General features: G+C 42.1%; 11 protein-coding genes and 1 pseudogene. 6 read left to right on the top strand and 6 right to left on the bottom strand.

Translation table 11 applies throughout. The features are described 5' to 3' along the window. Positions 1–170 precede the first annotated feature (170 nt). The 6 genes from ACE1CC_RS12490 to ACE1CC_RS12465 all read right to left on the bottom strand — a co-directional run bounded on the left by ACE1CC_RS12490 (position 171) and on the right by ACE1CC_RS12465 (position 11345). On the bottom strand, positions 171–3062 hold the full coding sequence (locus ACE1CC_RS12490) for a response regulator (protein ID WP_413270759.1): 2892 nt from the start codon (positions 3060–3062) through the stop codon (positions 171–173). A gap of 110 nt (positions 3063–3172) precedes the next feature. Then, positions 3173–4588 carry a reverse transcriptase family protein gene (locus tag ACE1CC_RS12485; protein WP_413270758.1) on the bottom strand — a complete coding sequence of 472 codons (1416 nt, stop codon included), beginning with the start codon at positions 4586–4588 and terminating at the stop codon, positions 3173–3175. 29 nt (positions 4589–4617) lie between these two features. Continuing rightward, on the bottom strand, positions 4618–5514 hold the full coding sequence (locus ACE1CC_RS12480) for a hypothetical protein (protein ID WP_413270757.1): 897 nt from the start codon (positions 5512–5514) through the stop codon (positions 4618–4620). Between the two features lie 284 nt (positions 5515–5798). Then, positions 5799–7442 (bottom strand): SWIM zinc finger family protein, encoded by a 1644-nt coding sequence (locus ACE1CC_RS12475; RefSeq protein ID WP_413270756.1) that lies wholly within the window; start codon positions 7440–7442, stop codon positions 5799–5801. A 135-nt stretch (positions 7443–7577) separates the two neighbouring features. Beyond that, positions 7578–10709: a WGR domain-containing protein gene (locus ACE1CC_RS12470; RefSeq protein WP_413270755.1), complete on the bottom strand. Its 3132-nt coding sequence runs from the start codon at positions 10707–10709 to the stop codon at positions 7578–7580. A gap of 297 nt (positions 10710–11006) precedes the next feature. Beyond that, the gene (locus ACE1CC_RS12465) at positions 11007–11345 is read right to left on the bottom strand and encodes a hypothetical protein (RefSeq protein ID WP_413261062.1); all 339 of its coding nucleotides are present in this window, start codon (positions 11343–11345) and stop codon (positions 11007–11009) included. Positions 11346–11470: 125 nt separating this feature from the next. On the opposite strand from ACE1CC_RS12465, the gene ACE1CC_RS12460 reads away from it, so the two are divergent. The 6 genes and pseudogenes from ACE1CC_RS12460 to ACE1CC_RS12435 all read left to right on the top strand — a co-directional run. After that, complete coding sequence (locus ACE1CC_RS12460; protein WP_413270754.1) at positions 11471–11692, top strand: hypothetical protein; 222 nt, start codon at positions 11471–11473, stop codon at positions 11690–11692. Between the two features lie 114 nt (positions 11693–11806). Next, entirely contained in the window at positions 11807–12313 is a 507-nt protein-coding gene (locus ACE1CC_RS12455) for an HNH endonuclease (protein WP_459563835.1), read from the top strand. A gap of 19 nt (positions 12314–12332) precedes the next feature. Continuing rightward, entirely contained in the window at positions 12333–12722 is a 390-nt protein-coding gene (locus tag ACE1CC_RS12450; RefSeq protein ID WP_413270753.1) for an alr0857 family protein, read from the top strand. Between the two features lie 110 nt (positions 12723–12832). Beyond that, positions 12833–13117, top strand: coding sequence for a type II toxin-antitoxin system TacA family antitoxin (locus ACE1CC_RS12445; protein ID WP_413270752.1), 285 nt, complete (start codon positions 12833–12835; stop codon positions 13115–13117). 6 nt (positions 13118–13123) lie between these two features. Beyond that, on the top strand, positions 13124–13633 hold the full coding sequence (locus ACE1CC_RS12440) for a GNAT family N-acetyltransferase (RefSeq protein WP_413270751.1): 510 nt from the start codon (positions 13124–13126) through the stop codon (positions 13631–13633). Positions 13634–13778: 145 nt separating this feature from the next. Beyond that, positions 13779–14330, top strand: a pseudogene (locus ACE1CC_RS12435) (PspA/IM30 family protein); the annotation flags it as partial. Positions 14331–14497 lie beyond the last annotated feature (167 nt).

The raw sequence follows: 14497 nt of genomic DNA, 5'->3' as shown, positions 1-14497 counted from the left end.
AAGCTGTAACTCTTGTGGGGTGGGCATCCTGCCTGCCCCACAAGAAAGCTGTAACTCTTGTGGGGTGGGCATCCTGCCTGCCCCACAAGAAAGCTGTAACTCTTGTGGGGTGGGCATCCTGCCTGCCCCATCCTCAGATAACTATTATCACTTTATTTATTTGCACCTACTTACAATGGCGGTAGGTTGGGGCGTTGAGGCAATAGTTGAATAATTCTCTCCAATAGCTGTTTGAGTTTGACAGGTTTAGCTAAGTAATCGTTTGCGCCAGCACTTAGACACTTTTCTAAATCTCCTGGCATTGCTAAAGCGGTTAAGGCAATTATCGGAATCGAACTAGTTTGGATTTCGGCACGAATTTGACGAATCGCTCCTAATCCATCCATTTCTGGCATTTGAATATCCATCAAAATAATATCAGGTTGGTGCTGTTTTGCCATTTGCACAGCTTCTAAACCAGTGCGGGCAAGGATGACTTGAAAACTATGACCTTCCAAGAAATTTAACAGGGTTGTGATATTAGCTTCATTGTCTTCTGCTAATAAGACTTTGGGAGATTGGGCTGATTCTGTCGCAGCAATGATCAGGGCAGTTTCTGGACTGGGGGGGTGAACATTGGCAAACAGTCGATTCAACGCTTGATAAAACTTTTGCCGCGACAGGGGTTTTAGGAGATGTTCAATTGCGCCCATTTCTAGGCTACGCGATCGCTCATCCACCACCGAAATGACAATAACAGGAATAGATTTAGTCTGGGGATGAGCTTTTAACTCGGTCAATACTTCCCATCCCGAACAATCTGGCAGCAAAATATCTAATACAATCACATCCGGCTTGACTCGTAATGCCACATCCAATGCACCATTCCCAACTGGATGAATGACACTGATTGCGCCTAATTCAGCCAAATATCGTTTAATTTGGCTGGCAGCTGCACCGGAATCTTCTACCACTAATGCTTGCTGGATGCCTTCCGACAATAAGGTTTCTGGTAATCGAAAGTCATCTTGATTGGCAGGATGCCAAGGTAACAACACTGTAAAGCAACTGCCTCGTCCCACTTCACTTTCAACCCGGGTGCTGCCCCCATGCAGATCGACAATTCGTTGGACGATCGATAATCCCAGTCCGGTGCCTGCATAGCGTCGAGATAGGGAACTATCTAACTGAATAAACGGCTGAAAAATCTGATTCAGATGTTCTGGAGGAATGCCAATGCCGCTATCCTTGATTCGGAATTCAACCGCTTGTGCTTCCGAGTTCATTTTGACCTCAAGCTCGACACGCCCCCCATCGGGTGTAAATTTCACTGCATTGCTGAGTAAATTGACTAATACCTGAAGTAATCGGCGTTCATCTGCCTCAATCTCGGAAATGTTTGGCTCAATTTCGCAGGTTAACTGAATTTTTTTGTGTCGAGCTTGCTCTTTAACAAACTTGAGACTAGATGTACAAACTGAATACAATAGAACCGAATTGAACTCAAGCTCCATTTTGCCCGACTCAATTTTGGAGAGGTCTAAAATATCATTAATTAGTGCGAGTAAGTGTTGTCCGCTCTGTTCAATGGTCTGGATAAACTGGCGTTGTTGATCGGTTAAACTGCCAAACAATTCTTCCAATAACATTTCAGATAATCCCAAGATTGAGTTGAGCGGAGTCCGCAACTCATGACTCATGTTGGCAAGAAACTCGTCTTTGAGTCGGGCGGCTTTGGCTAATTCTGCATTGGCTAAACTGATCCGCTCGCTACTATGGCGCAGTTGGGCTTCTGCTTCCTTGAAGAGGGTAATATCGCGCCCTACTGTTTGAAATTCCGTAAATTGCCCTTGTTCATCAAACAACATCCGGTTGATCCACTGAGTCCAGCGAATCTCTCCGTTGACTACGACACGGTTTTCGATCGTCACAGTCGGATTTTCGGCACTCATGGAGTTGACCAACTGAGCCACCTTTTCTCGGTCTTCTTCAAAGATCACAGGGTTGTAACTCTTACCAAGAACCTCTTCTAATTTCAGCCCAAAGTAACGACAAAAAGCAGTATTGGCAAACACAATGGTGGTATCGGGCAAATAACGGGCAATCAGTTCGGTTTGATCTTCAACAATGGCGCGATAACGAGCTTCACTCTGCTGTTCTAGTTGGGTGTAGGCATTGGCTTGCTGGAGTGCTATTCCCAAGTGAACGGCAAGTTGTTGCAGTAACTCAATTTCCATTGTTTGCCACGATCGCACAGCCGCACAGTGATGGGCAATCAGCAGTCCCCACAACTGGTCATCTCGGAGAATTGGCACTACTAAATTTGCCCGTACCTGAAACTGCGCCAAAAATTCCACATGACAGGGGGTAAGATTACCGTCATAAATATCCGACTTTGCCATTACCCGTCCTTGCCGATAAGGTTCTATATAACCTTTGGCAAAGCAAGGATCGTAGATGTTGCTAAACAGAACGGCTCGCCATGCTGAGTCAACTGATTCAGCAACCACAACACCATTGCCATCCGATGTTAACTGAAAAACAATGACGCGATCGGTCCCCAGAAACTGCCGCACTTCGGTTACGGTTGTCTGGAGAATTTCATTGATTTCTAGGGATTGGTGAATTTGCTGGCTGATGCGTCGAGTCATTCGTTCTCGTTCCAGCTGCTGTTGAAGCTGAGTGTGCAGATTGACGGTAGCAATTGTTCGACTGATCGATAGGCGCAACTCTTCCGGGGTAATCTTTCCCTTCACAAGGTAATCCTGTGCGCCTGCTTTGATCGCTTGCAGGGCGATCGCTTCATTCCCCACCCCCGTAACAAGGATTACAGGTAAGCAAGGCTGTTGAACTGAAGATTGCAGCCTGCTTAAAAATTCTAGTCCATCTAAGTCGGGCAAGCGGTAATCGAGCAATACAGCGTCCGGTCGGTGCTGCTGCCAAAGTTCGAGTCCCTCCTCTGCCAAGGATGCTTCCAGGATGGTGTAGGAATATTCGCGATCGCGCCACAAATACCGTCGATAAAGTTCCAGGTCTTCTGGTGAATCTTCAACTATTAAAATGGTGCGCGAGGGCTGAGTCATAACTAATCATCTGGATGGTTCGGCAGTGTTGTCACTTATAACCAATACTCTATCAGTATATAGATATCTAATTTGAGTTGAGCTAAGTTGTTGGGCTGTATGATGTACCTTTACTTTTTGCCTCCTCCATGTTTCTCTTTAATTCGTTCAATTTGCACTTGAAATTCTGCCGCTTTTTCGGGATTAATCATCGAAACATAGTTAGCAAAACCTTGAATGGAAGCGAGTAAATTTCCCGAATGCCCCCAATGTTTACCATCTAAACCATCTTTTTCTATTTGATACAAAGTGGCGCGAAAACGTTTCAATATTTTTTTATCAACATTGAGTTTAGAGTTAACTACTACTCCGGTAACATCTTGCTGATTAGTATTCCGCATGATGCGGGTTTTCTCTTCATTAATCACAAACCCTTCATGATCGACAATTGATTCAGTACGTCTTAAAATATTACATATATGTCGGCTAAATTCGCCAGAAGTGGAAAAGGTTAAATCGTCAGCGTAACGAGTGTAGACAAAACCCAATTTTTCTGCCATCTGTTCGAGACGGCGATCGAGCCTCCGACACATTATATTAGTAATAGCTGGGCTTGTGGGTGCGCCTTGGGGTAAATGTCTTTCGCTAAGTGCTACATAATAAGTTTTCCCATCTAATTCTACTTCGGCAACTTCCGGTTCTGTACAAATTAAACCAAAGATTGTCGCCGCAATATCTGAGTAACCTAATGATTGAAAAAGTCCTTTGACTCGCTTGTAGGAAATTGAGGGAAAGAAGTCTTTTAAATCAAAATTAATAATAACTTCTGCACCGAGATGAGGTTGGGCGTTAGTAACAATAGAATAACCTGGACGAAATCCATGTGCAGCATTGTGCAGGGGAACTTTTTCGAGTATATTAGTTAGTATCCAATGCTGGGCTTTTTTTAAGCGAGGCATGGGGGCGGAAATAATGCGATCGCCTCTCGTTTTTTTCGGGATTTTGAATCGCACATAATGAGTAATTAGCGATGTTTTCCGAGAAAAGGAGAGAAAGCGCAATTCTCCAATACTAATTCCCATTGCATTGGCGATTTCTTGAGCGGTATTATAAGCAGGTAAACCGTAACTTTCTAGTCTTTCTTGATTGTATTCAGTATCGTTTAATCCCGCAGAAACTTTATCGCCTAAATAAACAATTTCCTGTGCTTTTCTTTGTCGCCAAGCTTGTGCCCTTTCTTGTCTTTCTCTTTCTCGGCGTTCTTTATTTTCCTGCCGTTTTCGCTTTGATTCTTCTAAACGTTGTAGGTAAGCTTGTTTTTTGAGATATGTTTCATTATGTATTTGACGATTTTGGCGATAAAGTTCACTAAGTTCTCGTTCTATTTCGCCACGTCTGCGAATTTCATCAGCTGGATCGGTTGGTAATTCTCCTTCTGCGGGCCAAAATCCCAAGCGAATCATTTCTTCTAAAATTACTTCTTCTCTGGAAGTTTGGCGGATGCGATCGTATAATTCTTGGCGAGTTCTCGGTTGTTGCTCAGTCATATCATTTTAGCTTAATTTAGCAGATTTTTTTACATTTTATGTACCAGCCACAAAGCCAAATTCCGCATATAAGTATGCACATCTTCCAAAGCACGAGGTTCGGTTTTCATAGTATTTCCCGGAGGTTCATCTACAAAGCTAGGACAACCCATATCCGCATCCCAATTATAATCACAAAAATGGTGAAAAGTTGATTCTGCTACTCCACGCCCCAGTTGATTTCCTTCAGAATCTTTGACACTTTCAAAAGCTACAGCTAAGTTAAACGTGCGCCCTGAAACCAAACTTTTACCCATAGCTATTACCTTACCATTCGTTGCATCTGGCGCAACTCCCACAGCGCCTTCGTGAGGATGGGCGGGGAAAATTTCAATGATTCCTGAAGGCGAATCGGGATTTTTTAATAGTTCATGAATGGGTGCAATAGGCGTAATTTTTTGATAGTCGCCGTTGCGTCCAGAGTGATAGTTAGGCCAAGAAATATAACTAGTATAAATATCATCGACACAGCGCCGAGTTTCATCTGGATCGGGGTTTTTGGTTTGGAAATAATGGGCAACACCAATTATCGGAATTTCGCAAATAGAACAACCCAAATCTTGATGATCTCGCGTTGCTAAAATTCCTCCACCACGCTTATTAAATGCCTCAATCCCGGCAATATCTTGCTTGGTTAAACCATCACCCACATCAACAGCAAATAACCATAATTCATCAAAATCCGAATTACCCAAATTGCTTAAAACTGGGTCATTTCCTTGGGCATCAGATTCTCTGTCTCTTGCTGTTACTTGAAACAGATTATTTCCGGCTTCATCTTTGACAGAGGCGAGGTAATCTCTTAATAGCGAGAAACGGGCAATACTCCAATCATCTTCAGTCGTGGAAATGGTAGTTTGCAACAGAATTTTAATTGGTTTACTCATAACCTCTGCCACCCAAACTGATTGAATTAAGCAAAAAATAAAACGCTATTACCAGTAGGTTTCCCCTTCGTAAACATCTCAGGACTAGATCGCTCAACTCCAGCCTATACCAGGTACTATCGCTCATTAGTTTCACAGAAACCAAACCGTAATAGCGATAGTACCTGAGTATAGGCACAGTCAAGAGCGGGCTAGTGATGCGTGGGCGGACTAAGCGCAAGGACAGCGATCCACTGTCCAGAATGCAAGGCTGTTGGTGCCTACTGGTATAGCGCATTTGAAATTTACCTGCGTTGACGAAAGTGATGTGTTCTTAAAGCCAAAATGTGTTCACATGGCCCTTTGAACAACTTATTTTGTAAGTGCCAATTGCAGGTACATTCTGCTTGAATTATACGCTGATCTGAGTCGATCGTCAAAGATGGATTATATACATTTCCCTTATCTTTAACGACACCTTGCAAAATCAAAGAAGAAGCAGCATCGCCAGTACAAGAAGTAACTTCGATCGCATTTTGACTTAAAAAACGAGTCGCTTTTTCTTCTCTTTCATTAGCAAAACGTAACTTATCCATTGGTAGAGGTTCGCGACTTAATTCCCGCACTCGATATACTTGTTTGTTTAAGTCAAAAATTGCACTGCCAGCTTGCGTGTAAATACTTAAGGCACCGAGAACTAGAGATCGATCGAGGTTCAAGCGACGGGCAAGTACATCTGGCGCTTCTGCCCAATTTTGCTTTAAAGCATTGAAAATTTGTTGTTTTGTCAGGTTATCGACTTCGGCGCGAGGTGCCATCAAGTCAAAGTTGCCCGCTTGCGCCCAATCGTTTGTTGTCCATCCCGACAAACCCAAGGTAAAGGACAAATCGCCCAAATCTGCAACATAAAAGGAAGGCATCCCCGTACCGAGTAGGTGAACGGTAAACTTTTTGGCAATGGGAATCAAGCGTTCCAAGATGTGCAAGCGACGACGACCCCAAACGCGAATGGTTTGTTCTTCATTTCCCAAGTAGGGAGAACGGGAACAGACAACCTCAATATTCCAAGGTTCAAACACGACTCGCACAGGTTGTCCCGGTGTCAAATGATACCTCATGCCTCTTGGCCCTTGTTTTTCTTTATGTCGCCGCAAAACAAAACAAAGGTTGTGAATATCCATCGGGTGTAAATCGAATTTTGTGGCGGGTAAAGACATGGCGGAACTTACTTGTAAAAAACCCCTTACCCAGCTATCTGGTAAATCGATTTTGACTTCTTTAAATGATTCTTCGTTAGTAGTTTGAACTTCAAAACCGGAAGGATCAACTTCTAATTTTGTTGTCTTGTAATTGCGGATTTTTTGAAATTCGTTGTACAAATCGTGAGAGTAATCAATATTAGTTGTTCCGCAAGCAAATTCATCGATACTTTTAAACACTTCGTAACTTGCGCCGAGTCGCCCATAACTTGATTCATCGACGCTGAAACATTCAAAAAATATCTCGTCTGGGTGAACTGTAATTACTGGATCGAAGAGAAAGTAAATGTCTAATTGTTTGCGGAAGACGTATTGGCGAAATTTTTCTCTTGCATCATAGTATGGTTTGAGACGTTGATAGTGGCGATCGCTTAAATTTTTCAATTCCGTCTGCAATTCCTGCATTCGGTTCACAATTTCTTGCCTTTGTACTGCTACTTTTTGCCAGTCAATTTCTAACTGTTTCGCGGCCCATTCTTTATATGCGGTTTTATCTTTTGGTTTGAAACGCAAGTCGGAAACAACTACGTCATGTAAGGCGCTAATTGCTTCTCGAAAAGCGATGTTTTGGCGCAATTCTCCGATGAAAAAGGTAGGTTCGCGCTTGGTGTCGGGGGAGAATGACATCTGAGTGCGATCGCCCCTATCCACAACAGCAGTACTTCCCTTATAAGCGTAATTTACTTCCATAGCAATTGTTATCCTTGAATAATTACAGTGTAACGATAATTTTTTTTAAACCGCAAAGGACGCAAAGGACGCAAAGAAAGAAATGATGAGAGGTGATCATTTTAAGATTTAAAGAACTTTAAGTTCCATCTGCGTTCATCTGCGTTCATCTGCGGTTTTAAATTCCTTGACTAAAATTGGTAATTCTAAATCTGGATAAGTGCGTTTGATGTTTACCATACATTCGATCGCAGCTGCCTTATCAGCTATTACCATTGTTGCAGATTGTCGGGTCATTATTTCTGCTACTACGGTAGCAGCTTCCAAACTCTTTTGCGCCTCCCCATTCAAAAAAGCAAAAATCCGTTTTTTCGCTACGCTTCCCCGATTCACCAAAGATAAAACTGTGATAAAATAAGGTGTTAATTCCTCCAATTTTTCTGGATCGTTAACAGCGTAATTCTCCAAATAGTTGGTTACAAATAACTGCATATCTGTTGCTGGATGTTCGCTGAATTTCAGCAAATATTCTTGTCTGTCAGCTTCTTGAAAATAGCGAGTTACCAAATTTCGCCCAAAACTGCGAACTTCTTCTTTGATGCTATCGCAGAGAGTAATTAACACGCTGGGTGTCAAATCTTCCGCAGTAAAGAAAGTGTTGAATAAGCGAAAACCAAACTCTTGAGTATCTTCCCATTTACTCTCAACTATTCGCACTCCCGACAACATTTCTGCTTCATTTCCCCGGAAGCGAGGCAAGTTTTTCAGAAATATTTCTCTCGCCGCTTCTCTCACAGACAAAATTTCATTATCCGCCAGCTTAACTATTTCCATTGTCTCAAATTCTTCTGCCCAATTATCAGCATTGGTGATGATTACATACCCTGCTAATTCCTGAGTTGCAGAAGATTTCGCTTTTAGCAATCTTAAAGCAGTATCTTTGCTAATATTTGTCATCCATTCTGGCAAATCTTCCTTCAAGAAACGAACGAGATATTGACAAACTTCTTCTTTTGTTTTCGACAGCATTAAAACATCGATCGTTTCTGTTGCTAATCTAGCGGCGAAGTCAGAATGATCTGCGGCGAGTCGGCGAATAACTGGGCGAATGGCGTTACGAATATCAGCTAATTCATGAGTTGCCATTGCCATCAGCAATGAATACTGATTTAATAAAGTAGAATCGGGAAGTTGTCCAAAAATTCTAATTCCAAGTCCGCGAATTGATTCGTATTCTGAGACAATTAAAGAATCGATTAACCCGGGTGGTAAATTTTCAGCTGAAGTTTCATGATTTACGAGAATTCTTGCGCCTAATTCTTGCACTTCTAATACAGGATGTCTCAGCAAATCTTGAATAATTGACATTCCCAAAGTGCGTAATTGAGGAGTAAAGCAAGTTAGGAGAGTTTCCGCGATGTCTTTTGCTTTTTCCCCTGCGTCGTTGGGTAATGCTAATACTTCGGTGATGATTTTAACGATTAAAAATTTTGCTGCATTCTCATCCAGAATTGAAGAATTGAGGAGTTGACGGGCGAATTGGCGAGTATCAGCAAAAGGATTAGTGACTAAAGCAGTGATAAAATTAGCATCAGCGAGAAAAGGTTCTCTGGTTTCTTCAATCCAGCGAAATGTTGCCGTTCTTGCTTCAGGAATTACACAACTCGCTAGGGCTAAAACTAATTCTAAATTAGGTGCGGCAGAGTTGTAAAGACTTTGGGCTAATTCAAAGGCAAATCTTGCTGTGATTTCATAAGGTTTATTCAGTAATTTAATGATTGTTGCTGTGTCTAACTCTGTGCAAAACTGAGAACATTCGCGCAATGCTTTGATGGCGAATTGATGTACTGGTTGGCAATTACTTTCTAATAATAAATTCAACAATTCTGTGGGTTGTTGTTCCCAAAGTTTCGGGAAAGCTTCTTCCCGCACATTTGGTTCTTCATCTCCTGGTTCATAGTTTTCTTTACATAACCACGCTTTGTTATTTTCTCTGTATTCATAACGGGGGCTGTTCTCATAAAGGATGTGATTAAATGTGAGATATCCAGCGTAGATGTCCCAGCTTTTACTAATAGTAACGGTTTGCCAATTATTGTTGAACCTTTGCCATCGTGAAAAATTTGTTTGTTTCGCTGGTTGTGCATCATTATCAGAATATTGTAAGAGAATGCTAGCAGCAATTTTTACATAGTTTTCATCGCCTCTTTCTCCTAATTCTTTAAGTGTGCGCCACACTCGTTTCCGCAAATAATCACGGGTAACACCACTATAAGCAACTTTTGATTTAGGACTTTTTAGTTCGTCTCTATAATATTGCCATTTGTTATTTTCTGCGTCCCGAAATCCGCCCCATTTTGCGTGGCTAAATTCGCTAGTTTCTTTTTCTAATCGATAAGCTATAAGCGCAAAAACTTCTGCATCTAAGCGATATTCAGCTATTTTGAAAATATGGCGAATTTGTTTGAAATAGTTGGGTTTCAAGGGTGCGGTTCGGAGAATTTCTAAGAGTGCGGGACGGACATTTTCGTTATTAATTTGGTAGATTGTATCGAGGATGGTAAAACCTTGGTAATCGCAAGTTTTTAGATATTCGGTTAAGGCGTTGGTGAATTCGATCGCTGAACCATTTTTAGCTAATTCTTGTAATGGCGTTGGTAGTTCGGCTATTTTTTGCGATCGCAAATTCTCCTTTTCTATTTCCTCCGAAAGTTTAAACGCTGCTTCCCAAGAAATTCGCCGCACGAATTCGGGGTTTTGGGGATTTTGGTATAAGTTTTTCAGGGTGGTTAAGGCTGTGCGATCGCCACAGTTCCCCAATGCCCAAGCTATGCAATAATCTCTTAAAGGTTCCCCTGTGCCAATCAGTTTTAAAAGTTCGGGAACTGCTTCGGTAATTTTTAATTCTCCGGCACGCCAAATCACTCTTTCTAAAGGCCACTTTTTGTTAGATGGTGCAGCGAGTCGGGTTAAAATTGCCTGTTTTTGTGAGTCTGGATTTGGCGGATTAACTGTTTTTGGGGCAGGAGTTTCAGTAACTAGTGTGTTGCTAACATCTTGATAGCCTTTTTTAGTCTTTTCGTTGACTAATTTATCAAAGACTTTTTCCGCTTGGGCTAGAGTTACTGGTTGCTCGGTTTTGACTCCTTCTTTGAGGGTTGCACCTCGGCGACCGTAGCGGAAGTTTACCACGTATCGATCGCTCCCAACCAGACAAAGATCGACTTCATAAACTTTATCGGAAGTTCCTTCTTGGTAATGAAGCGTAGTTCTCTTAATTAATTGCATCGTGGTTCTTCCTGTGTCGAAAATCTTCCATCCCGCCAGGGGCTCAAGCCCCTGGCTAATAGCTTAAGTCCTCTGAAGAGGACTGAAAAGGCACTTTTAATCCAATTTAATGTAACGCAGATTAGATCCCCCCTAACCCCCCTTACCAAGGGGGGAACCAGATTCAAACTCCTTTCAAAGTCCCCCTTACTAAGGGGGATTTAGGGGGATCAAAATGTATAGGGTCATAACTAGCTATTTATATTAATTTAATTATTTTTGTAAACCGGGGATTTGATTCCCCGGTGGAATGCGTGTTTAACCTGCTGCCAAACTTTCGACGCTGAGTGGCACCAATTCTCCTTGGCGCGTGAGTCCTAATAACATGGGTTCTTGAGGTTGTATAAACTGTCCTGTAAGTACGCAGCGTTCTTCTTTTTGCGCTGTGGCGGGGATACTTGCCCTGATATCCAACTTGGAAAATTGGGGTTTGTAGGAACCTGATTTTTGTTGGACGTAATTCCAGAGAATTTCCCGGATTAGTGCCTGATATCCCTGATTGCCAGCCAGGTCTTTCAGTCTATCTTTCAATTCTCTCTCCAAGCGGATGCTGGTAACGTCCATTTCGGTGGTAGAGGTACGAGTTAGGGCTTGCATGAACTTTTCTCCAAAAAAGGGTGGACAAATCTATAATACAAGTGTAGTATTTAAAAAGTAAGATTTCTAAGATACAGCTTTCAAAAACTACTACTGTGATTCACCAACACTCTGTTTCCACTCAAATGCCTTCTTCCCCACGCTTCGACGGTGGCAACCAAGCCTCGTGGTGTGCTGGAATTGGTATAGGGGTGGATTATCTGTTGCGGGGAATCTATATTTTTGGAGAACGAGATTGGTCAAAAGATGGCGGATTTATTAATTTCGTCAGTCATCAATTTAATCTAAAAGCAAATTTACCGAGACGAAGCGGGAGGTACAGGCGCAGAATAACTGTACCTGCATAAACAAGAAGAACTAAGAAACCTTCTGACCCCCGCTTCTAACTAAAAAGAGGCGGGGGTTTTTAAATAAGGAGTTGAATCGTGACGATAGCTTCGCAACCGCAGATACGCAATCCAATGGATGTATTAGGACAGTCGGTGGTGGTTTTTTCCCAGAACTACTTGCCGATGAGTCGAGTCAATATTAAACGCGCAGTTGTTTTGCTGGTGAGTGGTAAGGCGGAACCTTTGGATCTGATTAAAGGAAATACTGTGCCGATTCGATCGCCTTCCCAAGTATTTCATATTCCACAGCAGATTCGTCTGACTGTCACCAGCAATGAACGATTGTGGAAAGTGCCTCCGGTGAATCGGCGTGAGGTTTTGCGGCGAGATCATTATAGCTGCCAATACTGCGGTAGCACTAAGAATCTGACGCTGGATCATGTGATTCCCCGATCGAAGGGCGGAAAACACAGCTGGGATAACGTAGTTATTGCCTGCGAAAGGTGTAATTCTCGAAAAGGCGATCGCACTCCTTTACAAGCGGGAATGCTATTGCGAAGTCAACCGAAAGCGCCTATGCACCCAGCAGTCACTTTTGCCGAACAGTTCTGGCGCGAACAGCAAGAAAATCTGGAATAAAAGCGGGAGAAACCCGATAATGCTGAAACTCACTTACACCGAAAATGGCTTTAATTTAGAGCGTCTGGCACAATCTCTAGAAGATTGGGTGACGACACGGGTGATTCTATCCCTCCGTGCTGGTTGGCATATTTGCGTTGAACCAAGCACTGCTTCGTTCTTGCTACCTGCCGATTTGCCAGGGATCGATCGTCTGGAAATTGAGGCAAGACGCGAAGATTCTGAAATTATCTCTGTAAGTGCTTGCGATGTCGATTATGTCGAAATTAGTTTGCGCGGCAGCTGGGTTTCGGCAACTTCTGAGTGTGATGAAGGTGTTTTTGTCGTCACGATGAGCGATCGAACTGAATTCTTTTTGTTTAAATTGTGGCAGCAAGCGCAAATTGTCGCTTCCTGCGTGAGTGAATAAAATCTCTTGTGGGGTGGGCATCTTGCCCGCCCTTTTTCTTAGCAATTATGTGGACATTCGCCGGATAATATTTCAGAATCATAGTGTGTCATAGCACATAGTAATCGCTTATGTCTATCAACCAAAATGTTGAAGAAATCAGAATCGATCTAAGACTAAATCAGGAACAAAAAAAGACTCTGGAAAAAGCAGCTGCTTTGATGGGAATGAGTTTAAGTTCTTATGTGCTTTCTCAGTCCTTAGCAGCTGCTAATAAAGATATTGCTACTCATGAAACGCTTGTTTTGTCCGATCGAGACAGAGATCTTTTTTTGTCACTTTTAGAAAATCCCCCGGAACCTTCCGAAAGATTAAAATCGGCAATGCAGAAATATCAAGATAAATACGAAAAGTGAGAAGCAGTGGAATGGATTTTTCGCCCGCTAGATAGCAGTTTCGATAAAGATGCTTTCGACTGCGGAGTACCAAAGTTAAACGAATATCTCAAGCAATACGCTACACAGAATGATAAAAAAGGTATTGCTAAAACTTTTGTGGCAATTCTCGAAGAAAACAGCAATCAAATTTGTGGTTATTACAGCGTTAGTATGTCCAGCATTGAGTTTAATTCAATTCCTGAGAATTTAAGAAAAAGATTGCCTCGTTATCCTGTTCCAGCTATGCTAATTGGACAGCTTGCTGTAGATAAATCAATGCAAGGCAAAGGTTTAGGAGAAGAACTGTTATTGAATGCTTTCAGTAAAGCAGTTCGTCTGGCGGAAGAAGTGGGAATTTTTGCTGTTAGAGTTGATGCTTCAGATAATACGGCAAAGCAGTTTTATTTGAAATATGATTTTGTGTCTTTAGTCGATCAAGAATTATCGCTTTTACTGCCAATGGCAACTATATTAAAGAGTCGTCGTCAAGTTTGAATTCGGCTAAATATAAGTGTTTATGCTTAGTTTGTTTGCTTGTTCAACTGTGCTAATTCCCGCATTTCTCCGGTTTTAAGCGGATTGGGGAAGTTGTATTATTTATTTAAAGGAGAGTCCACTCACTAAACTAATTGAAATAATTATGGGTTTATATGATCGGATTAGTCGCGTAGTTAGAGCCAACCTGAATGACGTGGTTAGCCAAGCTGAAAATCCAGAAAAATTACTAGAACAGTCAATTATTGATATGCAGGAAGACCTGATGCAGTTGCGTCAAGCAGTTGCTCAGGCGATCGCTACTCAAAAACGCACCAGGCAACAGTATAATCAAGCAATAACCGAACAGAATAATTGGCATCAACGGGCGCAACTGGCTTTGAGTAAGGGTGATGAAAATCTCGCTAGGGAAGCTCTTATACGGAAAAAGTCTCAAGGTGATTCTGCGGCTGCACTTAAAGCAACCTTAGATCAACAAGCTGCTCAAATAAAAAATCTTAAGCGTAGCTTGATTGCCGTTGAACAAAAGATTTCTGAAGCCAAGACAAAGAGGGATTTACTAAAATCAAGAATTGCCGCATCAAAAGCTCAAGATGAATTACAAAATGCTGTAGGTCGTTTGGGTACAAGTAGCGCTATGGGTGCATTTGAGCGCATGGAAGAAAAAGTTCTGATGATGGAAGCTAGCGCTGAATCATTTTTGAATAAAACAGTTATTGAACAGCCTACTCCTTTGGAAACAAAATTGCGTAAGTTAGAAAGCCATCTCGAAGCGATGAAAGCGCAACTAATTAAGCAGCAGACGGCTACTGAACAAATGATCAAATTAAATGCAACAGCTTTAAGCGAGGTCAGAGAACTGAT

Source organism: Floridaenema aerugineum BLCC-F46, from assembly GCF_041929345.1.
In the GTDB taxonomy this organism is placed as follows: domain Bacteria; phylum Cyanobacteriota; class Cyanobacteriia; order Cyanobacteriales; family Aerosakkonemataceae; genus Floridanema; species Floridanema aerugineum.
Note: the sequence above shows the minus strand (reverse complement) of the source record. Positions and strands in the feature narration are given on the sequence as shown.

What these genes read in the sequence shown, in the direction of transcription:
- ACE1CC_RS12475 (WP_413270756.1), bottom strand. Translation starts at nt 7,442, where the DNA reads ATGGAAGTAAATTACGCTTATAAGGGAAGTACTGCTGTTGTGGATAGG.
- ACE1CC_RS12485 (WP_413270758.1), bottom strand. Translation starts at nt 4,588, where the DNA reads ATGACTGAGCAACAACCGAGAACTCGCCAAGAATTATACGATCGCATC.
- ACE1CC_RS12490 (WP_413270759.1), bottom strand. Translation starts at nt 3,062, where the DNA reads ATGACTCAGCCCTCGCGCACCATTTTAATAGTTGAAGATTCACCAGAA.
- ACE1CC_RS12460 (WP_413270754.1), top strand. Translation starts at nt 11,471, where the DNA reads ATGCCTTCTTCCCCACGCTTCGACGGTGGCAACCAAGCCTCGTGGTGT.
- ACE1CC_RS12455 (WP_459563835.1), top strand. Translation starts at nt 11,807, where the DNA reads ATGGATGTATTAGGACAGTCGGTGGTGGTTTTTTCCCAGAACTACTTG.
- ACE1CC_RS12470 (WP_413270755.1), bottom strand. Translation starts at nt 10,709, where the DNA reads ATGCAATTAATTAAGAGAACTACGCTTCATTACCAAGAAGGAACTTCC.
- ACE1CC_RS12445 (WP_413270752.1), top strand. Translation starts at nt 12,833, where the DNA reads ATGTCTATCAACCAAAATGTTGAAGAAATCAGAATCGATCTAAGACTA.
- ACE1CC_RS12465 (WP_413261062.1), bottom strand. Translation starts at nt 11,345, where the DNA reads ATGCAAGCCCTAACTCGTACCTCTACCACCGAAATGGACGTTACCAGC.
- ACE1CC_RS12480 (WP_413270757.1), bottom strand. Translation starts at nt 5,514, where the DNA reads ATGAGTAAACCAATTAAAATTCTGTTGCAAACTACCATTTCCACGACT.
- ACE1CC_RS12450 (WP_413270753.1), top strand. Translation starts at nt 12,333, where the DNA reads ATGCTGAAACTCACTTACACCGAAAATGGCTTTAATTTAGAGCGTCTG.